This is a genomic window from Clostridium transplantifaecale, from assembly GCF_900626075.1.
In the GTDB taxonomy this organism is placed as follows: domain Bacteria; phylum Bacillota; class Clostridia; order Lachnospirales; family Lachnospiraceae; genus Otoolea; species Otoolea transplantifaecalis.
Genome location: NZ_UYZY01000003.1, coordinates 258341 through 282041, shown reverse-complemented (window position 1 = coordinate 282041; position 23701 = coordinate 258341). Strand labels below are relative to the sequence as shown.

The window sequence follows — 23701 nt, the reverse complement described above, 5'->3', positions numbered from 1 at the left end:
GTCCTGGTGTTTTCAAAATCAAAGGCCCTGATATCATGCGGCATTCACATGCCGCTAAAGTTATTTACGCTGCTGTGCTTCTTTTAAATAGTTTTCAAGCAGCGCTACAAGTTTCTCAATCTCAATAGGCTTGGTAGTATGGGCGTTCATTCCGGCACTCAGGGAACGCTGTATATCTTCCCCAAACGCATTGGCGCTCATAGCAATAATCGGGATGGTCAGGGACTGGCGGTGCTTGCTGGTACGTATCTTTCGCGCAGCGGCCAATCCATCCATAATAGGCATTTGAATATCCATCAGGATTAAATCATAGTAGTAATCCGGCTTCTCAAGGAACGTCTTCACCGCCTCTTCTCCATTTTCAACGCGCTCCACCCCGAAATGGTAACTGCAAAGGAGTGTTTCTGCGATTTCCGCATTCAGCTCATTGTCTTCTGCCAGCAAAATCATCTTTCCCTCAAAGGTTTTATCCGACTTTTGCAGAGGCTTTACTTCCTTTCCGACGGCATCCTGATGGGCGATTTTCATCGGAATGGTAAAGAAAAATTCTGATCCGTTCCCTACAGTGCTTTCCACTCTCAGTGTTCCGCCCAAAAGTTCAATCAGGTTTTTACAAATCGACAGCCCCAGGCCCGTACCGGGAATCTTTCCGCTTTCACTGCCGCTGCCCTGTTCAAATGCGTCAAAAATCACTTTCTGGTTTTCTTCGCTGATCCCGCATCCGTTATCCCTGACAGAGAATGTATATTGGGACATCCCCTCCTTCAGAGATTCTTCTTTCGCGGTTAAAGCGACAATTCCCATGGGTTCCGAAAATTTGATGGCGTTACTGATTAAATTCCCCAATATTTCACGGATAAACAGAGGATCTGAAACAACCGAGTCATGGTCAAAACTGGTTACCTGCGTAAGACCGATATTGTTTTTTGATGCTGAAAAACCGTATTCCTCGATAATCTCACTCAACAATTCCCGTATATTAAAGGGAACTGCTTTGACCTCCATCTTTCCGCTCTCAATTTTTGACATATCCAGCACATCATTCACGAGCATTTGGAGATGTTTCATTGATAGTTTCATTTTGTCCAGGCACTCCGATACCTTCTCTCCGCTCTGCAAATTCAATTTGGCAATATCAATCATCCCCATGATTCCGTTCATCGGCGTCCGTATCTCATGGCTCATCTTGGAAAGAAATTTGGTTTTTGCAGAATTAGACTGTATCGCGACCGCAAGATCCAACTGAGCTTCCTTTAATCGTTCCCGCTCCGTTACATCGATAAATGTAAACTGGATAATCCCCTCTCCTGCATCCTCCAGGATCCTGCTCGCCGTACCTTCAATAATGACCGACGATTGATCCTTCCTCTCAAGCGTCAGGCGGATATCACGTTTTTCTCCCGCCTGTTTCATCATGCGCATAAAATTTCCAATCCGGGCAAGGCTTTTCTGATACTGTGTTGCCGGCTCCCTGCTGAAAAGGCAAGACTCTATCTGTTTCTTGTCTGGCTCCCCAATCAAATCCAATGCAACACGGTTGGTGCTCAGGATCTTCTCTCCCTCTATATCCACCTGGATAATGCCGCATACAGCCGTGTGGTAAAGCATCTTATAAAGTTTATCATACCGGTCACGCTCTGCCACGACCTCCTCAAGGGCATGCTTTTTCTCGCTTGTGTCCATAAATGTATTCTGTATCAGCCTGCGGCCGTCCGGTGTCTGAATGACTTTCGCCGTGCCTGTAATCCAGTGCGTCCCGTCCTTCCGGTTTATGATACGGTGTTCAAAGCCGGCGCTCTCACCCACATCTTTGAGAGAGAGCAGTTTTTTACGGATATACTCCACATCCTCCGGGAAAGTAAGTTCCGGAAGTGTCTGCCTTGACTGACGCTTAAAGTCCTCTTCCGATGCAAATCCCAGGATACGCACCGCCTCCTCATTCATGCTGCAGCAGCGCAGGCTGTCATCCATGATCTCATACTGCATGATGCCGCAGACCACATTCTCATACAGGGAATTATAATAATCCCGCTCCAGTCTCATCTGCTCCTCATATTCCTTGATCAGAGAAATATCGGTTACAATACATTGAAGCTCGATTCTTCGGTCCATCTGGAACACAACGGCCTGAAGGGAACACCACTGGCTTTTCCCTCCTTTGCGCCGCAAGCGGAACTCTGTCTTTAAAACTCCGCCGTTGGAATCGGCATGCCTGATTTCAGTTTCTAATGCCTCCCACTCCTCATTCTGCAAAAGCCTGTCAAAGCAGTTATGGAAATCATGGCGCATCTCCTCGGCATGATAGCCCACCATGTCAAAAAAGCTGTCATTGGCATATTCAATAATCAGAGCATTATCAAAACGCAGGCGCAGCACGCCTCCCGGGATGCTGTCGGTCAGGTTCTTCAGCTCAAATTTTGCTTTCTCCAGCCGTTTTGTGATGTCAAACATGGAAACCAGAACACCCCCAGGCGTATTACTGTGATCATAATAGGGGCGGATACGTACCAGCCATATTACATTGTCATCATCTGTAATTTCTCTTTCAATAATTTCATTCTGCTTCGATACACGGGTAATATCCTTTATAAAGTCCGGGTAGGAGTCCAGGAAGTTAATCTGCGTAACGGGACGTTCCAAATCTGTAATCCGCAGATTGGTATGATGAAGCATGATGGGTGTTATTTTGCGGATACACATGTTCCCGTCTATGTACAGAGCGCCCACATCCGCATTGAGAAGCAGATTGTCAAAATCTGCGTTTGCTGTAGTCAGTTCAACGATCTTGTTCTGGTATTCCGCATTGATTGTATAAAGTTCCTCATTGACCGACTGCATTTCCTCATTCGTACTCTGCAGCTCTTCGTTTGAGGCCAGAAGTTCCTCATTGGTCGCCTGCAGCTCTTCATTGCGGGATTCTGATTCCTCAACTGCGAGTCTCAAGTTCCATTCGCTCTCTTTAAGCCGGCGTTCCAGTTCCTGAATTCTCTGATCCTTCAGTTCCCGGAGGTCCACCGAATCAACAATAATCTCCGGAGCTGTGTGTTTTTCCGCCTGGATTTGAAGAAGATAAAATTCCCCCTCCGGTATATCCAGATAATGAATCCTTACGAACAGACTTTCATTGGGATAATCCGCCAGTCCCACCACGCGTTTTTCCAGCCGCGTTACCAAAGATTTTTTCACATCTGTAAGAAGATGGTTAATCAGGATGGAGAGGCTTGGGGAGAAAATAGATTCAAGGCTGCCGTCAAACTGTCCATCCTGCAGTCTCATATACTGTCCTCCGCCCTGAATAATCTGCATCACCTTCCGGTCCTCGTCGATCAGGATGGACGGCCCAGCTATGGCCGCCAGCAGCTTGTCTGAGATAGCAGAAGGCCGGTATTTACGCTTTATGGCCCCTGCCCAGCTGTTCTTCTCTCCCTGTTCGACGGCAAGCGCACCGCTTAAATTAATCATCGGATACGTCAAAGAAGCACTGGCCGTATAGTTTTTATTTTTAGAATAGATTCTCCATTTCTTATCGATCAATGAATAGGCATCGTCCAACTCACCCACAGATTCACTGCTTCCTAAAAATAAGTAGCTGTCATCATCAGCCAGAAGATGAAAGAACGACGCTATTGTATTCTGCTGCACATCCGACTTTACATAAATGAACATGTTTCGGCAGACAATCAGGTTCAAACGCGAAAACGGCGCATCTTTGAAAATATCATGTTTGGCGAATACAATCATTTTCCTGATTTTTTCACCCACCATACAGCCGCCGTTTGTGGATTCGAAGTAGCGGTTTATAATGTTCTGATCCATTCCGTCAAACAAATTGTCGGGATAAATTCCCTTTTGTGCGGTTGTAATGGCGGTCTGATCCACATCGGTTGCAAAAATTTTAACATCCACGTTAATTTTCAACCGGTCCATACATTCGCAAAGAAGAATTGCAAGAGAGTACGCCTCCTGGCCGGCGGAGCATGCAATACTCCAGATCCGGATCGGTTTTCTCTTTCTGATGAGCGGAATGATCACGCGTTCCCCCAAACATCGGAATGCCTCCTCGTCCCGGAAAAAAGAGGTCACGCCGATCAGGAGATCCCGGTAAAGAGCCTCGCGCTCCTCCTCGAACGAAAGCAGATAATCCAGATATTCACTCATTCCATGAAATTTGTTTAGCGCAATGCGGCGTTCAATCCTCCGGTAAATCGTATTGGTTTTATATTTTGTGAAGTCAATTCCCGAGTAAAGGCTGATTGCGTTTAAAATGCGGGCATAATCTTCCGCCAATTCCAGGTTGTCCTGGGTATTTTCATGAATTTCCCTGATATGGGGGTTTTTCAGGTAACTTTGCAGTGCATCCCCAATCTGCGCCACATCCAGAACCAGATCCACCAGCCCGGTGGTTATGCAGCACTGCGGCATTGATGCATATTGGGCCTCGTTCGGCTTCTGCACAATGACCAGCCCGCCGCTCTCCTTAACGGAGCCAATTCCAACCGAACCGTCCGAGCCGCTTCCCGACAGGACTATTGCTGCGGAATGAGCCCCCTGGGCCGATGCCAGCGACTGAAAGAGAATATTAATAGGTAAATATAAATGATTTTGGGATTCTGCTGCGTCGAGATGAAGGTGTCCATTAACGATTGTCAATGTTTTGCCTGGTACATTCAGATAGATATGGTTAGGCAGGGGCCGCTCCCCTTCCTCCGCCAGTTTTACTTCCATAGCGGTGGACTTCCTTAAGATCTGATCCATCATGCTGACTGCGTTTGGAGATAAATGCTGTACTACAATAAATGAGGCGTTTGTATCTACCGGCATATGGCTGAAAAGCTCCTGTAAAGCCTCTACCCCACCTGCCGATGCGCCAATCCCAACCAAATAACGGATATCCTTTCCATATGGTTCCGCCGTCTCCATCAGACTAACCTTCTCTGTATCCATTCCCTTCACTTCCCCATTCTATCAATTTATTCAATTCCTCTTATTCTCTTTGCTCTAATATGAATAAAGCCTAAACTGGAAAATAAAACTAAGGCTATAATTTTTTATAAAAATTATAACCCTGAATTCTCTTTATATTATGAATTAATCTTATCATAGGAGGTTGAATAAATAAAGAATTTTACGGAATAGCGGCTCTTTTTACATATCGCAGTATATTTTTGCTTTTATATTACCATCTTTTTATTCTGTTTTTCGCACTGCCTCTATTTTTTATTTCCTTCACGACTACAGCAGGTAATTATTTCCCCAATTCACCGCCAGCGCCGCATAAACGCGGGAGCCGTGTATCCTTTTGATAACACAAAACGCTCTCTGTCCCCGCTGTTTGGAGCCTCCGGTTCCACATTCATTTCGTAAAAATATTTCATGATTTTTCCAGGAGTCGTTAAACGAAGTTATTTTTCTAGTTGACGGGATAGTTTTTTTGCATATGCATCCTCACGCAGCGTTTTAAATTCATCGGACGAAATTTCCTGTGAATTAAAAAAACCGCTGCGCAAACTTCAGTCGCAGCGGTTGCAAAACTTAATAGCAAATTTAAATTGTTTGTCTGACTTTTTCAGGTGTTATTTCTAAAACACGAGTCAGGAAAGAAAATTTTTCTTTCATCATGTCAAAATCAGCGCCCTCCGTGAGGAATTTAGCTGTTCCGTCTACGACAAAACCCGTTCCCATCCCCATCTTCCCCTGGACCTCATGACTGCCGAAGGTAATGATAACTTTGTTCTGAACGTCAACATTTTTTTGAGTTCTATTGAACCAGGCCGCCGGAATCAGGATTCTATTATCTGAAGTAATGTGCAGATAACTATTCCAAGTGTTGGCAACATGTGTATTTCCATTTGACCAGGATGTTACGGAAACAACTCCCTCGTGCTTTAACACTTCTAAAAATGATTCATTAAACATAAAGTCCTCCATTTGAATATATTACAGATAACTATTATCTACAATAGAGACTATATCATACTAATTTTAAAATGTCAATTGATGTGAATAAAATATCATGCTATAATAGATATAAATTATCTGCAAAGGAGTGGTTATATGCAATTAAGTCAAGGTGTGGAGTATGCGTTTCACTCGCTTTTTTATATGATCGATATGCCTGTAGGCACGACGGTAGGAATCAAAGAACTTGCTGAACTGAACCAATTATCCGAAACGTATCTCTCCAAGATCTTTACAAAACTGAGAAAGGCCGGTATCGTCCGTTCAATCCAGGGAGCAAAGGGCGGGTATGAACTTGCTAAACGCGCTCAAAACATTTCGTTTTGGGATATTGTGGAAGCGATTGAAGGACCGTCTTATATGTTCCAGTGCGCAGAGATCCGGCAAAATAATATTCTTGCTGATGAAAAAGATGCCTGCAACTGCAGCAAACCCTGCCTGATTAAAGTAGTAATGCATGAGGCTGAAGAGCAGATGCGGTCTTATCTGTCCGGCAAAAATCTGGCATGGCTGAAGGATGAGGTTTACAAAGATTTTTCAGACGAAAAAAAACAATCAATCAAAGATTGGCAGGATAAATCTATCCGCTAGAGCGTGTTTAGGAGCCGATCTGACGTTAACATTACCTCCTGCGGCTTTCCTCCGGATTTATGCCAGGCGCGGGTAATAAACAGCTCAAAAAGGGATGGACGGTTTTTGTGCCGCCCATCCTCTGAACCTTTTTGTCTATTTACCTTTTCTTTTTTTCTTTTCCTGATATTTTCCGTCTGCGTTTTGCCCTTACTGCCAATTTCAAGCAGGTTCTTCTCCGGGTCTGCAGCATAAAAAAGCAGGGAGAGATGAACCCAGTTATATTATCCTACCCTTATTCCATTCGGCACTGGTTTTCCGGCATCGCAAAAACCGGGATTATTTTATTTCAACCCCTTCTTCAGCCATAATGTCCTTTTTATCTGTATAACCGCTTTTCCATCCGCAGGAATCTGCAAGAACGCTCTTCGCAAACTTTTCTTCCCTGAACATAAGCGCCTCAAATTCCAGTGCAAATCCCTCCCAGTCCTGCTGCTCCAGGAAGTCCGCCGCACGTTGGATCGCACCGGCATACTCCGACTGAAGGTTATGGCTTCTGAGACGGTTCAGGGTAAAGGGATAGCCCCATGCCAAAAATTCCTGCAGTTTCCCATAGCACTCCCGCACCAGCATCAGAGGGCACCGTTCCACAATGAAGGCCAGGGTAATGTCAAAACACCGGTGGCACCGCTCCAGTTCACACATCCTTATAAACTGGGTTGTAAACTCCGCCCTGTCTCCCTCTGAGATGTTCTGCAGCATATAGAGAGTAACGGTTCTGGCAGTAATAGCCAGAAATTGAAGACTCTCCCAGTAATACAACATCCCATCCCTGATTTCATTTCGGGAAAAATCAATATTTCCCACTTCCATACACACCAGCGTCCCTTTCCCGTGGTAGGAACGGACCACCCCCAGACTGCCTAGTATGCTGAGCGTCCGCCGCAAGGTACTTAAAGAGACCTCCAGCTGCTCCGCCATCCTGGGAAGCGCCGGAAGAAAACTTCCCACCGGATAGATACCGGACGCAATTTTTCGGATAATCCGGGCTACAAGTGTATAGCAGAGCTGGCGGCGCTGCCGGTAAACGGTCCAACGGAGTGGAATCTGCTCCTCTGCCTGATACCGCGTCCTTGCCTGATTGCAGACGTTAAGCAGCGTACGGCTGGTTTCACCGATGGCAGTTTGAAGCGAGGACTCAATCTGCACTGCTGCCTCTTCCCGGTCTTTTATATTCAGCGCCGGCGACAAAGTTTGATAGACATCCCAGTCACAGAGATAGGAAAACCGTATGTAACGATCTATCTCCCAATAGAGATTTAAAATAAGTGTGCTGTCTAATGACGCAAATACCTGGGCATAAAACTGGATAGAGGAAGGAACGATCTGTTCTCCCGGCGGCTGTCCCCACTTCTCCTGCAGACGCGCCCAGCAATCGTCATCCATACGGCGCAGCCCATACGCCAGCATCGGCTGCATCAGATATGTGCCGGACTGTAACAGATCCAGGACGCCTTCATACCGCTGCGCATAATGGCGGGCTGTATTACTCTCCCGCTCCTTCTGCTTTGCATTGTAAACAACCACGCTGACCCTCTTGGCCTCCATATGGATGTATCCGTCCCCGGCCAGCATTAACAGCGCTGCCCGAACCGTCCCGGGAGCCAGCTGGAACGCTTTCGCAATATCCATAATAGACGGCAGCCTGTCCCCTGTATGGTACCGGTCCATCAAAATACGCGCCTCAAAATAATCATAAACCGATCTGCAAATCAGTTCTTCACTAGACAGCACCTGAACTACCTCCAACGCTAAAATATATTTCTCAGCTTATCCTAATACCGGAATTCCGTCAAGAGCATATTTTATCAGACACCCTCCATTGCCGTTTGCAGATTTAAAGCTTTTTTCCAGATGCCTCCGTTCTGCCGCAGGACAAAACCTCATTCATCTGTACATAGAGAGCCTTAATATCAAGCGGTTTGGAGATATGGGCGTTCATTCCGGCTTCCCGGCTCCTGTCTGCATCCTCGGCAAAGGCGTTAGCCGTCATAGCGAAAATAAGGACGGTGCGTGCATCCTGCCGCTCCATATCCCGGATACACCGGGTCGCCTCATAGCCATCCATACGCGGCATCTGGATATCCATAAGTATCAAATCGTAGTATCCTGGCGCTGACGCCTTAAATTTCTCCACTGCCTCGATACCGTCCACAGCCGTATCAGTGCTGGCTCCGGTCACACGAATCAGTTCCACAGCAATCTCCATGTTAATCTCGTTGTCCTCTGCCAGGAGAATGTGCCTGCCGTGAAAGTCGAAATCCACCTGGCTGCCGGCGCCTTTATCCGGGTACGTACCGTTCTGCCGCAGATTAGAAAGTGCATCTGCAATGCTGCTTTCAAATAGCGGCTTAGACAGCATGCAGCTGACACCGCTCTCTTTCGCGGCGGCCTCAATATCAGATGTGTTATTAGCCGTAATCAGAATGATTGCTATCTCATCGCCTGCAACAGCACGGAGGCGGCGGGCTGTTTCCAATCCATCCATGTTGGGCATCCTCCAGTCCAGAAAGCAGACATTAAAGCTATCGTTCAGGCTGCGGGCCATCTCGACATGCGAAACAGCCTGGTATCCGTTATCCACCCACTCCGACCGCACGTGCAGCTTGTTCAGCAGAAGCGTAATGTGTTCGCAGGCGTCCGGATCATCATCCACAATCAACGCCTTCAATTCCTCATACCGCACCGGTTCCCTGCGCCCAACGGCGCGCCCGAAAGGCAGCTCCACCGTAAAAGTACTTCCGGCCCCCAGAACACTGTTTACCTGCACGCTGCCGCCCATCAGCTCGGAAAACCGCTTCACAATTGCAAGCCCCAGGCCGGTCCCCCCGTATTTATGGGTTACATCTGCTGTTTCCTGTTCAAAGGCATCAAAAATTTTATCAAAATTCTCTGCGGCTATCCCGCATCCTGTATCACTTACTTCAAAATGAAGCCAGAGTTTTTCATCCTGTCCGTCACTGTCTATCCGTGAGACACGGAGACGGATTGAACCGCCTGCCGGTGTAAACTTCAAGGCGTTGGACAAAAGGTTAGACAGGATTTGGTTAAGGCGCAGCGAATCCCCCACCAGAGTCTCATCTACATCGCCCAGCAGGCTCGCCTCAAAAAAGATGCCTTTACTCCTGGACTGGGTATAATAAAGATTAGCAAGACTCTCCAAAAAGGTCCGGAAATCAAACTGAGCCAGGCGCAATTCCACCTTTCCGCTCTCGATCTTTGACATATCCAGCACATCGTTGATCAGGGCCAGCAGGTGATTGGATGAGAAAGTCACCTTTTTCAGGCAGTCTCCCACTTTTTCATTATCACCAATGTTCTGCATGGCAATGGCGCTCATGCCGATGATACCGTTCATAGGCGTACGGATTTCATGGCTCATCCTGCTCAGAAACTCGCTTTTTGCCAGATTTGCTTCCTCCGCTCGTTTGCGGGCCGCTTCCGCAACTTCATTGGCATGCAGCAACGCCTGTTCTCCCCGTCTGATACTGATATAGTAAATGAAAAAAACCGCCGACAGGATGGATAGAATAATTACAAGGCCGGTGATAGCGTTCCTGTTCAAACGATGAGTCAAATTGCTGACAGTTGAATCGACTACCTCATATGGAACCGTTGTAAGCATATACCAATCCGTATCGGGAATGGGAGCATAGTACATATACCGGTTCTTGTTCCCTATGGAGAGAGCGGCCATACCGGAACCGCCGGTCTCAAAGTCCCTCAGAATCTGATCCATGGAATACCCATTATCAAAAGACGCATACTGCTCCAGTTTGGAAAAGAGATTGGTTCCTTTAGGCACACCGGAAATGTACCTGCTGTTATTGATAATATAATTTCCGTTGATTGAAACAATACTGGAATAGGTCTGCGTATCCTCTTTTTCCAGTGAGAGCTGCTGATTCAGGGAATTGGTGTCCAGTCCGGCCAGCACCGCAATAAATGTCCGTTCTCCATATGTCTCCGGAGGAATGGCTGTTCCTAAAAGAAGCATATTATCCCCCAGAATCGTTTCATTATAGGAGACTAAGTTTCCTTCCCCTGTCAAAAGACTGCCCAGAAAGCTGATTTTTGAGGCAGCAGGAAATACTCCCTGCGTACTATGGTATTCCCCATGATCATCCAAAAAAGCCAGGAAGGAAAAGCTGTTGTACTCCTGCACCTGGGTGAGGAATTTCGACAGAGAATCCTGATCCTGCAGGTTGTCACTGGAAACCGCACTCACGGCTGTCCTCAGCTGCGAGAACTGGGAGTTCATACTTGTTTGAAAATGTCCAATCGTCTGGGCGGTCAACTCCTGTAAATAAAGAGTGCTCATCTCTGTCGCGGCCGCCTGCGAAGCTGTATTGGAGGACCGTATCATCCCCCAGAAACACACAGTGCAGGCGGTGACAATGGATATGACAAATATGAGCATGAAATGGGGGCCTTGTCCCTTTGTATGCTGTTCTGTATCCTGCATAGTCATTCATCCTTATCAATCATGGTGATACGGCCTTCTAATTCTGCGGTAACAGGCTCGTCCCTGTGGTTGTTAAAATATGCTTTAATTGCATCGGCATAGGTTGCCTTTGTATCCTCCAGCAGTATAACATTCTCTGCTTTGGGGACATCATCGCTGAGCAGATTCAGCATTGTATAACCGTCTCCATTGTTATCCATATAGCCACTGGAACCTGCCATATAGTTGGTGATTGCCAGTTTATAACGGGTGTCCGGAACTAACGGCGATCCGTCTGCCAGCGTGACGGCCAGCAGCTCTGCCGGGGCCTCACCGCTCTGGGGCCGGTAAGTATAACAAATCCCGGAAACCTGAAGGAACCGGCCTGCGGGAACATCGTTGTCCCGTTTTGTCATAGAAATTCCATTTTCGAGCATTTCTTTAATTACGCTGCCGTCCGTCTCCACCAGATAAATAATATTAGGGTAAGGGCAGACTGCAGCCAGATCCGCTCCCAGAACATCTCCCTGGTAGAGACTGGCACGGATGCCGCCGCCGTTAACCACAGCGATGTCCGCCCCCGCATACTCCGCCACGGCGTCTGCCACCAGATTACCGATAGCCGTTTCCTCCAGTCGTGTATTGTAGTTTTCGTAGAGCAAATCCGCCTCTACGCTCCCGACCACAGACTGATCATAGTCCACTTCATCCGATCCGTTACGGCAATAATCGTCTACCGCGTCCAATGCGTCCGCCATCTTCGCCGAACCGTTCAGAACGGAAATCATGTTCTTTCCAAAATACTGTATTACATTGGAAGGCATTCGCAAATCATAGACATAGCCGCCTGCAACACATGCCTTCAGCCCCTCCGGCACGATATTCTGGGAATCTTCATAATCAGACAGATACGAGTTGGTAGCTTCCGTATCCGCAATCCAGGCATCCTGCCCCTCCTGCGTGGAGAGTAATGCCAAAATTCTCTGACTGGCATCCAGTTTGGATGATGCATCCGCCGCGCTAAGGGCTGCGTTGATTCCAATGTAACCATCCGGAGATGAAATAACCCAGGGCTGGTTCCCCTGCTCACTCAGAAAAGGAATCATGTCATATTCATACTGATCAGACATCTCTTCCAACTGTGAAAGCAGGCGTACATTGCCATAGCAAAACAGCAGGGAACCGTCCAGCATCCGTTCCCTCACAGGAAGCGCATTGGTCTGTTTCAGTGATATTGTCTGTGTATTCAAGTATCCTCTCTCTACGCAATCCAAAAGACGATCCAGACAGTTGTTCCATTTTCCGTTAAAAGAGGCCGTACCTGCATCCAGACCGCTCATCCATTGGATACCGTCCATCTGGCCCAGAAAATCCGGTACCTGGGTACCGATGATATAGGCGCCGATGGCGGCCGAATTTACTACATCTATCCCGAACATAGCCCCGTCGGGACCAATGCCGACACCCTGTTCTCTGCCGGCATCCAACAGGGCCATAAGCTGTGCATTGGAAACAGGCGGAGTATCCGTATCCGTCAGCTGATCCGCAAACGTTTTATTAATAATATGGGCCGAATACTGCCCCGGCAAAGGAAGATAGCGTGTCTTGCCGTCAATCAGAATAGAGTTCATTACCGCAGCCTGATAGCTGGTGGAGACTTCCGTCGCACTCAAATCCAGCATAAAATTCCTGACATCCCCTGTTGGGAGCGTAGTAACCACCAAATCGGTTCCGTGGCCGTTACGCAGGCGGCGTTCGCTGTCTCCGTTCATAACCGCCGAGGTAGTAGGCTCCACCTGCAGATCAATGTCTGAATATGTATTTTCCACCAGTTCTTCAAAGTGGTCTAATACAATAGGGTACATCATAGTAACAACGGTCTTCCCGGACGGCGCCTCCTCCTGCGCTGCCGGCTGCTGGCAGCCTGTGCTGCAAATCAATAACGCCAGACAAAGTCCAAGGCAGATATAACTTTGCTTTTTCATTGTGTCCGCTCCCTTCAATTTTCTTCACTGCCATATGGGCATTCCGTAATATTTCTTTAAAACAAAAGGACTTATATTTGATTTTTATGTTATCACGTTTTAGGATGTTGGGCAAGGAAAATCTATTATATTTATGAACACAGTTTGTCCTGCCTCGTTTACCGGCGCGGTCCCGGCAGAAGAATCCCTTCCCTTTTACAGGCGGAGGAATCGTTCTATCTATAATAAAATACACACAGAAAAATGCGGCCCCTGCCAGTCAGAGTTCCGCATTTTCTGTGTGCATTTTAGTTTCTCAAAAGCTTCTCCATGATTTACATATAATGAATAAACCGTCTCAATCGCAGTCTCCCACAGCCGTCCGCCGCCTGTTACTTCTCTTCATTGCGGCAGGCGCAGTTATAGCTGCACAAGATTCATCGCCTTCACACCTGCTTTCAAACGCCCCAGCCCATCTTTAAGCAGCGAGGCCGGGCAGGCGATATTCATACGCAGGAACCGTTTTCCATTACTTCCATATGCAATGCCGGCCGACAGATAAAGTCCGGTTTCGCTGCGCAGATAACGGCAAAACTCCGCTGCATCTCCGGTTATCCTGCTGCAATCCAGCCAGAGTAAGTAGGTGGCATGGGAGGGGACAAGTCCCACCTCCGGAATTTCTTTTTCCAGAAAATCCCTTACAAGCAGACGGTTATCCGCCAGATAGGCCCGCAGGGCATCCAGCCATTCATCTCCCCGGGTAAATGCCGCAATCGCCGCATCGATAGCAAACGCGTTTGGCTCCGCCACTTCGTCCGTATTGAGTGCCCGCTCTGTCTTATGTCTCAAATCAGCATTTGGGACAATGACCGCCGCTGTCTGCAGACCGGCCAGATTAAATGTCTTTGTAGGGGCAATGCAGGTAATGCTGTTTTGTGCGTTTACCTCTGATACTGAGGCAAAAGGCACGTATTCGTATCCCGTGTCCGTCAGATCGCAGTGAATTTCATCGGATATCACACGCACATGGTTTGCTGCACAGAGTTCTCCGATCCGGCCAAGCTCTTCTCTGGACCAGATACAGCCGGCCGGATTTTGAGGGTTGCAGAGCAGCATCAGCGTTGTCTGGGGATCTGACAGCTTACTCTCCAAATCTTCCCAGTCAATATGGTAATTCGTTCCGTCATAAGAGAGCCTGTTTTCAATCACATTGCGTCCGTTGTTCCGGATTGAATTGAAAAAGATGTTATACACCGGTGTCTGGACCAGTACATTCTCCCCAACCGTCGTCAGCTTCCGTACCGCGCTGGAAATGGCCGGAACCACACCGGTACAGAATACAAGCCAGTCTTTTTCCATCTTAAATCCATGGCGGCGGTCCCACCAGCCGGCAACCGCTTCCCGCCAGGCATCCGGCACAACGGTATAGCCAAAAATCCCATGATCCGCCCGATTTTTTATAGCTTCCCGGATTTCCGGAGCTGTCTCAAAATCCATATCAGCTACCCACATGGGCAGTTCCTGTTCCGGTACATCCCACTTCATGGAATTGGTCCCTCGCCGGTCCGTCACGGCGTCAAAATTGTACGGCAATTTATACCGCCTCCTTGAATGCCGCCGTCCGGACAACCGTCTTTGTGACATCCACTTTGGATGCATCCATAATCAGTTCCCCGATATTTGCTGCCTGGATTCTGCCGCCGGATGGGTTTAATACGCTGTCAATGGTATTTACCACCTCTGCGTCCACCGTTGAATACTCAAAAGCCAGGGTTGTATTTAACAGCCGGCAGTTCTTCATAACCAGATTGTCAATATAGCACAATCCCTGGTTACTCTCAATGGTACAGTTAATAAGGGTCAGGTTTTTTGCATTCCAGCCCAGATACTCACCGGAAATGAAAGAATCGTATACGGTCACATTCTCGCTGTTCCAGAAAGCGTCCTTGGAAAGCAGTCTTGCGTGATGGATTTCCATATTTTTCACACCGTCGAAGGAATAATTACCCACCAGTTCAAAGCCGTCAATATGGAGATTGCTGCTGTTCATGGCAAAGTAATCGCCCTTTGCCGACACCTGTTTCATTGTAATCCGGTCACAGTTCCACAGCGTTTCACCTGCATTCGGCATGGTGACCTGTTCTAATTCAATCCCGGCCGCACGGCGGAAATTCTTTGGTGCTTCAATGATACAATTTTTCATGGATATATTCTCCGTATACCAGATTCCGGCGCGCCCCATCTCAAACAGAACGCAATCCTCCAGTTTAATATTGCGGCTGTACCACAGAGGGTATTTCCACTTAAACATGCTGCGGTAAAGTTCTATATTGCTGCTCTCTTTTAATGGAGACTCCCCGTCGGCAAAGGTGGTATCGGTAATTTTTAAGTTCTTTCCCTGAAATAAAGCTCTCTCTCCTGTTAAAAATTCCTGTGTGATCTCTCTCATGATATTATATTTCCTTTCTGATATGTCCCCCGCAGATTCTTCTATCTGCAGTCCCGGCTAATACTTGATGCCGTCTGTTACGCCGTTACGAACATCCTTTTATCCGGCATTCTCTGCCGGTTCAAAGGTTACGGTTACACTGCCGGAGCCTGCAGCTTCTGATAATCCTTTCGGATCCTCCAGATATCCCAGACGTGTATAGCTGAAAGAAGACTGGAAATCTTCATAAAACAGCACCAGGCAATCCGATCCGTACAGCATGAGATCTCCGGTATGTATAACGCCGGGATTTTCAGTGTCTGTCGGGAGCTCTTCCGGAAGATAGTAATACTTTTCGTTGCCATGAAGCTCCCTCATATCCAGTTCCATAGGCATTCGGTCCACCAGCGCTCTCGCGGCTGCATTGTCATACAGTTTTGCCGGATAGCCTCTGCCTCCAACGGATAGATTCACCGCCAGCAGCGTTTCTGCTGGCTCCTCTCTGCTTTCTGCGCCTGTCGTAGCTATAGCGGAGGTTTCCTGGTTTGCAGTTGCCTCCGGCTCAGTTACCGCAGCCTTCTTATTCCCGCATGCCGTTAAAATCAGCGAAACCGCCAGGCACGTACTTAATAGAACAGTCTTCATATTTTTAGCTCCCCGGTCATCAAATCATTTAAACGTTCTTTCCCATCTCCCAGGCCGCTGCCAAAACCTCCGGCAGTCCCTTTATATCACCTTTTTTGTCGGCTCCGGTACCGCGTACTACTCCCGCCAAACGTGAAAGTTCAAAGCAGCTAATCCAGCCCTCAAGACCTTTTACCGCACCATCCATGGAACTCTCCGCTTCATCGGCAGAAGCTGCCAGAAGGTAAACATCACGGAATGAATATTCTCCGGGAAAAAGTGGATTTGTACGATCCAGCAGTGTTTTCATTTGTCCGGACATTTCATAAAAATAGACCGGCGTTGCAAATACCACCACATCGGCCTGCCGCATGCGTTCCACAATCGCAGCCGCATCGTCGTGAAGAATACATGTCTCTGTCCGCTGGCAGGCCAGGCATCCTTTGCAGAACTCAATGGTCTTATCATAAAGACAGACCTTCTCCGTCTCATGGCCGGCCTCTCTTGCCCCTCTTATAAACTCATCTGCCAGTGTCTCTGAATTTCCTCCCATGCGTGGGCTGGTAGAAATAACTAAAATTTTTTTGGTCATTTTCCTCTCTCCTTTATTCGCTCTTTTGTCTGATTCGTATGATTTAATATGTGTTTTTTGTATTGTCTTTTGCGATGCTCTTTTGTTATTTTTATTATAATTCCTTATGCACTTAATATCAAATACCTATATTAAATACTTGAATATGCTTATCAAGCATATATAGAGACATACTTCCACTTTTATAAAGCATTCATGCCGAATTCCTGTTTGCCAGGGTTATCTTTCTTATTTTCCTGTGCTGCATCTTTCCATAAGCCATCATAAACGATTAAAATAACATCCGGCTAACAAAATAATAAACTTTTTCTAAACCAGTATCAAAATAACTCAGATAGCCTGTTTTCATATAAAAATACAGACACCCTGCTACAGATGCCTGCATTATCATTGATGCAATTACAGACTCTCTCTCAGAATCCGGACCACATCATCATGGGTAAGCGGTTTATAATCGGTCTGGAACAGGATGGTACTGTCGGCAACGCTTTCCAGCATATCCTCCGTAACGCCCAACTCCTTAATATTCATGACAAGACCTAATTCATTCATATAAGCTTCCATGCGGTTCAGCCCTTCTTCGGCAACCTCCGCATCTGTCTTTCCCTCCGGATTTACGTCCCACACGTTGGCGGCAAAACGTTTGAACTTTGCAAGGCCATAAGGGCAGATGTGCCGGTAATATGCCATGGACACGGCAGAAAGTGTCATGCCATGGGTAGCATTGGTATGGGCGCCGATAGCCTGCCCGATCATATGCACCATCCAGTCGCTGGTTTTTCCGCAGGCAACCAGTGTATTAAGCGCCCAGGTGGCAATCCACATGATATTGCTGCGGGCCTCATAGTTGGTTGGATCCTTTTTGGCAATCCTGGAGCTGTGAATCAGGGATTTCAGCAGCCCTTCCATGATATAATCGGAAGTGTTATCATCTGTACCTGAGAAATACTGCTCTGTGATATGATTCATGATGTCATAGAACCCTGCCACCATCTGGTACTCCGGAAGTGTAAAGGTATAGGTTGGATTCAAAATTGAAAACTTGGGGAACACATTGTCTCCGAAAATATGGCCAATCTTCATCTTGGCTTCATGATTCGTGATCACGGATCCGCCGTTCATCTCTGATCCGGTACCCACCATAGTCAGCACGCAGCCTACCGGAATAATCGGGTTGTCCACATCTTCCATGCGGGCAAAGTATTTCTCCCAGGGTTCTTCCTCACAATAAGCGGAAACGGAAACCGCCTTTGCATAGTCACAGCAGGAGCCGCCTCCAACCGCCAGAATCAAATCAACCTGATTTTCTTTGGCAATCTTACACCCCTCATACAGCTTTTCCACGGTAGGGTTTGGCATCACTCCCGGCACCTCACTGACCGTCTTTTTGTTATCCGCCAGTATCTGAATAATCTGGTCGTAAATGCCATTCTTCTTAATGGAGCCGCCGCCATACACCAGCAGAACTTTATCGCCGTACTTGGGAAGTTCTTCATTCAGGTACCTTAAAGAGTCCTCACCGAAATACAATTTTGTCGGGTTTGAATAACTGAAATTTCCTAACATCTTAATCCTCCTTGATAAGGGCACCGATTCATATCGAATAGGTGCAATACTGTCATAACCTAATTACTTTTCCTGTGTTTTTTTCATCTGAAAAACCAGATAATCCAGACAGTCAATCTGTTTTTCCCTGCAATGAACGTTGTCCAGCAGCGTCCTTCTTTGTTTTTCTAAAAGTTTGAACTGCCGCTGCTTCTCCCCGGCTTCTGCCAGTTCGATAAACTCCTCTACTACTTCTTCGCTGCATCCGGCGTCTTTCAGGTTTTGTACAACTGTTTTAGTATCACTAATATAGTCCGCCATCTCATAATCACCTCTCTTAGCATGATTATAATTCACGGAAACTATAATATCAAATACTTATATTACATATTGTATTATACCTGAAAGGCATATCATTTTTTGTAGCCTTCTTTGCTGTCTTTTTCAAAATCCAGTTCCCAAATCTCCCTATATCCTGGAAATTCTGATAGCGGCATAGTGCCCATCAGGCTTTCGCTCCCGCCTTCCTTCCTCTTCCCCCCTGCCGCTGTCCTGCTCATTTTTTCTTCATTATTACTGCAATCAGTCTGAACTGCTTTCTCCATATCATACACCTCTTTTCTTTGATATCTATATTCTAATGCCAAAACATTCCCATATCAAATGCTTATATTAAATAATTAGCTATACTTGACAGGCATGGATTTGCAAACTATAATCGATATAGATGTTTCAATAACAGCTCACAAAACACAAGGAGGAATCAGATTGGACATTCGAGTTTTACGGTATTTCCTGGCAGTGACCAGGGAAGAGAGCATATCCGGGGCCGCAGAGTCCCTTCACATGACACAGCCCACGCTGTCCAGACAGCTGATGGATTTGGAGGAGGAGATTGGCAAGAAACTGTTAATACGCGGAAACCGCAGGATTACCCTTACTGAGGAGGGCATGCTGCTGCGCAAGCGGGCAACCGAAATTCTTGACCTGGTGGACAAGACCGAAGCCGAACTGATGGCTCCCGATGAGGCCGTAGGCGGAGATATCTATATCGGAGGAGGGGAAACGGACGCCATGCGTTATATCGCCAGGATTGCCACGGATCTGCAGAGGTCCTGTCCTCAGATCCGTTACCACCTATATAGCGGCAATGCGGATGATGTAACTGAACGGCTGGATAAGGGACTGCTGGACTTTGGAATCCTCATAGAGCCGGCCGATATGAAAAAATATGACTACATCAGACTTCCCGCCACCGATACCTGGGGACTGCTGATGCCAAAAGACTGTCCCCTGGCCTCCCGCTCTTCTATCCGCTCAAAGGATCTCAGGGAGATCCCTATCATCACCTCCCGCCAGACTCTGACCGGCAATGTATTTTCCGGTTGGCTGGGTACTGATTACGAGAAGCTGAACATCGTAGCCACCTATAATCTGGTCTACAATGCATCCCTCATGGTAGAAGAAGGGATGGGCTATGCCCTGTGCCTCGACAAGCTGGTGAACACCTCGGAAAACAGCCGTCTCTGCTTCCGCCCGCTGGAGCCGCGTATGGAGGCACATCTGAATATGGTGTGGAAGAAGTATCAGCTCTTTTCCGGGGCGGCGGAACGGTTTTTAAGTAACGTACAGCAGTCATTTGGCAGCATTTCCGTCTGATGCTGTCATTTCGTATCGTCAACCTGGAGAAAGACAATCCTTTCCTCCTGATTTTATCCATCTCGGCAATCTCCGTCGTATTCATGTGCCCTCTCATGAGTTTTGCGGCGACCTTGCTGTTTAAAGCTCCCGGCGAACAGATTATTGCCGTATGGCTGCAGACAACCGTCTTTAATTTTCCCGTAGCATTTTTCTGGCAGATATTTTATGCGGGGCCGTTGGTACGTTTTATATTTGGTAAAATGTTTCAAAAGTAGTGTACGGTTCCAAACATAAAAACTGCCGCCATATGATATGACAGCAGTTTTTATTATCTACTAATATTTGGTGATTTCACCGTACCTGTTTATCCGGCAAAAAGTCCGCGGCCACTTCACCAGCCGGCAGCCCCTGCGCCAGTTTTAGGGAGGCATCCCGCAGTGCCTTTACGAGATTAAACGGAATTCCCGGATCAGTGTCCGCCACTACCTTCCCGTTTTTCACCAGCTCCATAAGAGTTTCATAGTCCGGGGCCTTCATATCAGAATCTTTTAAAGGCGTCACCGACTGCTGGTTTGCCGCATAGGCGTCTATATTTTCCGGCTGCAATAAAAAATCCAGGAAATCGAGAGCTATTTCCCTATTGGGGCTTTCATTATTTATGGCAATCGGCACGGATGCCCTTGCCATAGCCACACTGCCGGTATCACCTAACGGCAGGCCGCCCACCTGATATTCAAAAGAAGGTTTCCCTTCAAGAAATGATATCATACCCCAGCTCGGAAGGACTGCGTAAGCCGCTTCCCCTTTGGCAAATACATTGCAGAGCACATTCTCAAACGCGTCCCCGTCCTGGCTGGCGAGCATCTGCTCTCTGTCGATATACCCGGCATCCATCAGGGCGGATAAATCCTCTATCCCTTTCTTAAATACACTTTCTGCCGTGTCGCCGGAATTTTGTTCTTTTTCACCCAGTACGTAAGGAGCCATCGAACGTCCTGCCATCAGAAATCCGGTGCTGGCATCGCTGCTGAGGTAATTGACCAGGGGAACATGTCCCCCCCTTTTCACCTTTTCCATGGAATCCACCCATTCGCCGTAGGTCTCCGGCATCTGATCCACACCGCATTTTTTGAGAATGTCCATATTTCCCACAATTCCTATTACACTCATACACATGGGAGCTGCAAATATCTTATCATTTACCGTAATAAGCCTCTTCACACTGTCATTATACCGCCCCATTACCTCTGCATCCGTCAAGTCGTATATCTTTGTCCCAACCCAGCCTTTTGCCTCATAATCCGCAAAATTAGAAGGATGTATCATAAAGATATCATCCGCATTTCCTGATTCAATTCTGTTTTCCAAAGCGTCGGGATAGCCGTCCTCAAGTCCTTCATAGGTAATGACCACATCCGGGTGATCGTCCATATATTTATTCAGGATTGTGTCGATCTCCTCGACATTAGCAGAGCGTGTCCGGAATCCGAAAAAAGTCAGGTGGGTCGGTTCCGCCTCTTTTTCACGGACGGAAATCTCCTGCCGGCTGCATCCTGCCGCCAGCCCCATTATTGTTAACGCCGTTAAAATTCCGATCGCCTTTCTCATCTTCGTCCCCCATTATCTTTTACCGCTTTATTATGCACTGCACAGCCTGAGAACCGTGTCGACCAGCGCCTCCGCGTCAATCGGTTTTCCAATATGTGCATTCATCCCCGACCAGAGTGATTTCTGTATATCTGAAGCAAATGTATTTGCCGTCATGGCGACAATCGGTATACTCTGTGCATCCTCTTTTCCTGAATCCCGGATCCGTACCGCAGCCTCATATCCGCTGATTCCCGGCATCTGAATGTCCATCAGTATTAAATCATATGTATGAGGTTCCTGCCCGGTAAAAAGTTCTGCCGCCGTCTCGCCGTCTTTTGCCCATTCCACATCGGCTCCGTACATCTTCAAAAGTTCCCGGGCAATCTCTGCGTTCATAGCATTATCCTCGGCCAAAAGAATTCTGATGCCGGCCAATATTTCATTTCTGCTTTTTCCGTCCCGCATCTGGGCAGAAGCTGCTTTAGCATCCCCTGCTTTTTCTGTCTCTGTTTCTTCTGCCTTCTTCAGATATAGTACAACCGTAAAGGTACTTCCTGCATTCTTCCTGCTTTCTACCTCTATGGTTCCCCCCATAAAGCGGACAAGGCTGTCTGTGATAGCCATCCCAAGACCTGTTCCGTTACTGTGGGCCGTCTGCTCCTGAGAAAAGGGTTCAAACAAAACTTTTTGATATTCCTCGCTCATACCAATGCCGTTATCCTTTACCTGGATTACCAGCCTTGTGACTCCGCCTTCCTGCGGCTGATTGTCAAGACGCAGTTCTATCTTTCCGTTGTCCGGCGTATACTTAACCGCATTCGACAGAAGATTTACCATAATCTGACGAATCCGGGTCAAATCCCCCCGTACCCAGTCCGCTGAATTTTCCGTGATTATGATGTGAAATTCGTGTTTTTTATTCTCAATCTGGGACTGGAGAAGAATTCTTATTTCTTCCGCCAGTCTGGTCAGACTGAAATCATGTTCCATCAGTATCAGCTTGCCACTCTCGATCTTGGACATGTCAAGAATATCGTTTATCAGACTCAGCATATAATTGGAAGAAATCTGTATTTTTTCAAGACAATCTTTCACCCGCTCCGGATCGTTTTGATTCAGCAGCGCCAACTGCGTCATTCCGGTAATTCCGTTCATTGGCGTACGTATTTCATGGCTCATATTGGAGAGGAAATCGCTCTTTGCCCGGTTGGCATAATCTGCCGCCTGCATTTTCAGCAGATTTTTCCTTCTTCCGTAATCAAGCCAGAAGATCGTGAGGATGCCTGCCATAACCAGAGCAGTCATCAATAATATGATCACAATTGAAACCGTACCGTTGCGCTGTGTAATGCTGGAAGGAATAATTGAAACAATGTAGCAGTCCGTCCCTTTGATAATAGGGGTAAAACAAAAATACTGGTTTTCATCTCTGAACTTCATCTGCACGGTTCCCGACTGCTTTTCCTGCATCAGCGCTTTCATCTGAGAAATTGCGTCCCTTGAATTCTCCGGCGCTTCCTGAAGCATCTGAAAAAGGTCTCCGTAAAGTCCCTGCCCCTTACGGTTATTGGGGAATAATAAAAACTGGCCGCTGCTGCCGGATACCAGATAGGAGTATCCCTGGCCGTTGTAAAACTGCATAAAGGAGTCGTTGTACACATTTTTAATCATTTTTTCCGCATACAAATATCCTTGCTCCGTTTTTGTCTGATACGGATATCGAATTACGACGTGATACTTTCCCGTATCCCCCCGATAACTGTTTGAAAACTGTCCGTCCTTCGTACAAAGCCGGGTAATATCGGGCAGCTCTTCCTGCCGTGTCTGACCGCTGTCCGAAAGCGCATCCACCTGTCCTCCCCTGTCAACAATGACACGGTACAGGTCATAATCCTGGCGGAAGTTCTCCAAAACGCCCATATATTCTTTAATATCAGCATACTCTCCTGAACGCTTTGCAACGCGCCCGGCTCCCTCGCTAATATCATCATACTGCCATTCCAGAGCCGACGCCGCTTTTTCCGTCATCTCCCATACGACTGTCTCGCTGTCCTTCATCATACTGTGATAAATATTCATACAAACTATGCTGACGACGGCAATTAACACGAATCCGATTGAGCAGATAAGAATCCGGAACGTGTTTTTATTTATGATTCTCTCCTCCATAATACCTGCTTCCTGTTTCTTCTTTATGGTATCCCAAAATTCTTTGGCTTTATTATACCAAACACCAGGTGCAGCTGCCAGTCCCAGTTACTGATTCTTCCAATTTAGATACATTT

Annotated in this window: 17 protein-coding genes; 3 read left to right on the top strand and 14 right to left on the bottom strand. The window is 47.2% G+C overall.

The features are described from left to right. Nucleotides 1–60 precede the first annotated feature (60 nt). Both EJL91_RS12850 and EJL91_RS12840 read right to left on the bottom strand, forming a co-directional pair. Nucleotides 61–4944 carry a chemotaxis protein CheB gene (locus tag EJL91_RS12850; RefSeq protein WP_243125333.1) on the bottom strand — a complete coding sequence of 1628 codons (4884 nt, stop codon included), beginning with the start codon at nucleotides 4942–4944 and terminating at the stop codon, nucleotides 61–63. A gap of 600 nt (nucleotides 4945–5544) precedes the next feature. Then, entirely contained in the window at nucleotides 5545–5916 is a 372-nt protein-coding gene (locus EJL91_RS12840; protein WP_125142372.1) for a pyridoxamine 5'-phosphate oxidase family protein, read from the bottom strand. A 138-nt stretch (nucleotides 5917–6054) separates the two neighbouring features. Between EJL91_RS12840 and EJL91_RS12835 the strand changes: the two genes are divergently transcribed. Further along, nucleotides 6055–6549 (top strand): RrF2 family transcriptional regulator, encoded by a 495-nt coding sequence (locus EJL91_RS12835; protein ID WP_125142371.1) that lies wholly within the window; start codon nucleotides 6055–6057, stop codon nucleotides 6547–6549. A gap of 318 nt (nucleotides 6550–6867) precedes the next feature. On the opposite strand, the gene EJL91_RS12830 is transcribed toward EJL91_RS12835, so the two are convergent. From EJL91_RS12830 to EJL91_RS12785, 10 genes are all read right to left on the bottom strand, one after another. Continuing rightward, a complete protein-coding gene (locus EJL91_RS12830; RefSeq protein WP_125142370.1) occupies nucleotides 6868–8322 on the bottom strand; it encodes a GntR family transcriptional regulator in 1455 nt (484 codons plus the stop codon). A gap of 103 nt (nucleotides 8323–8425) precedes the next feature. After that, nucleotides 8426–11053 carry a response regulator gene (locus tag EJL91_RS12825; protein ID WP_164516839.1) on the bottom strand — a complete coding sequence of 876 codons (2628 nt, stop codon included), beginning with the start codon at nucleotides 11051–11053 and terminating at the stop codon, nucleotides 8426–8428. Between the two features lie 2 nt (nucleotides 11054–11055). Beyond that, the gene (locus tag EJL91_RS12820; RefSeq protein ID WP_125142368.1) at nucleotides 11056–13017 is read right to left on the bottom strand and encodes a 5'-nucleotidase; all 1962 of its coding nucleotides are present in this window, start codon (nucleotides 13015–13017) and stop codon (nucleotides 11056–11058) included. A 399-nt stretch (nucleotides 13018–13416) separates the two neighbouring features. Further along, nucleotides 13417–14589, bottom strand: coding sequence for a MalY/PatB family protein (locus tag EJL91_RS12815; protein WP_125142367.1), 1173 nt, complete (start codon nucleotides 14587–14589; stop codon nucleotides 13417–13419). 1 nt (nucleotide 14590) lies between these two features. Then, nucleotides 14591–15445 (bottom strand): DUF3737 family protein, encoded by an 855-nt coding sequence (locus EJL91_RS12810; protein WP_125142366.1) that lies wholly within the window; start codon nucleotides 15443–15445, stop codon nucleotides 14591–14593. A gap of 99 nt (nucleotides 15446–15544) precedes the next feature. Next, complete coding sequence (locus tag EJL91_RS12805; RefSeq protein WP_164516838.1) at nucleotides 15545–16069, bottom strand: cyclophilin-like fold protein; 525 nt, start codon at nucleotides 16067–16069, stop codon at nucleotides 15545–15547. Nucleotides 16070–16097: 28 nt separating this feature from the next. Next, nucleotides 16098–16640: a flavodoxin family protein gene (locus EJL91_RS12800; RefSeq protein WP_125142365.1), complete on the bottom strand. Its 543-nt coding sequence runs from the start codon at nucleotides 16638–16640 to the stop codon at nucleotides 16098–16100. Between the two features lie 399 nt (nucleotides 16641–17039). Further along, a complete protein-coding gene (locus EJL91_RS12795) occupies nucleotides 17040–18206 on the bottom strand; it encodes an iron-containing alcohol dehydrogenase (RefSeq protein ID WP_125142364.1) in 1167 nt (388 codons plus the stop codon). A 63-nt stretch (nucleotides 18207–18269) separates the two neighbouring features. Further along, nucleotides 18270–18506 (bottom strand): hypothetical protein, encoded by a 237-nt coding sequence (locus EJL91_RS12790; protein WP_125142363.1) that lies wholly within the window; start codon nucleotides 18504–18506, stop codon nucleotides 18270–18272. Between the two features lie 92 nt (nucleotides 18507–18598). Beyond that, entirely contained in the window at nucleotides 18599–18790 is a 192-nt protein-coding gene (locus EJL91_RS12785; RefSeq protein WP_125142362.1) for a hypothetical protein, read from the bottom strand. 163 nt (nucleotides 18791–18953) lie between these two features. Between EJL91_RS12785 and EJL91_RS12780 the strand changes: the two genes are divergently transcribed. After that, entirely contained in the window at nucleotides 18954–19844 is an 891-nt protein-coding gene (locus EJL91_RS12780; RefSeq protein ID WP_125142361.1) for a LysR family transcriptional regulator, read from the top strand. Then, the gene (locus tag EJL91_RS12775; RefSeq protein WP_125142360.1) at nucleotides 19844–20101 is read left to right on the top strand and encodes a DUF2798 domain-containing protein; all 258 of its coding nucleotides are present in this window, start codon (nucleotides 19844–19846) and stop codon (nucleotides 20099–20101) included. Before EJL91_RS12780 ends, EJL91_RS12775 begins: the two co-directional genes overlap by 1 nt. A 76-nt stretch (nucleotides 20102–20177) precedes the next feature. On the opposite strand, the gene EJL91_RS12770 is transcribed toward EJL91_RS12775, so the two are convergent. Beyond that, on the bottom strand, nucleotides 20178–21434 hold the full coding sequence (locus EJL91_RS12770) for an ABC transporter substrate-binding protein (RefSeq protein ID WP_125142359.1): 1257 nt from the start codon (nucleotides 21432–21434) through the stop codon (nucleotides 20178–20180). A 30-nt stretch (nucleotides 21435–21464) separates the two neighbouring features. After that, nucleotides 21465–23585 carry a hybrid sensor histidine kinase/response regulator gene (locus tag EJL91_RS12765; RefSeq protein WP_125142358.1) on the bottom strand — a complete coding sequence of 707 codons (2121 nt, stop codon included), beginning with the start codon at nucleotides 23583–23585 and terminating at the stop codon, nucleotides 21465–21467. Nucleotides 23586–23701 lie beyond the last annotated feature (116 nt).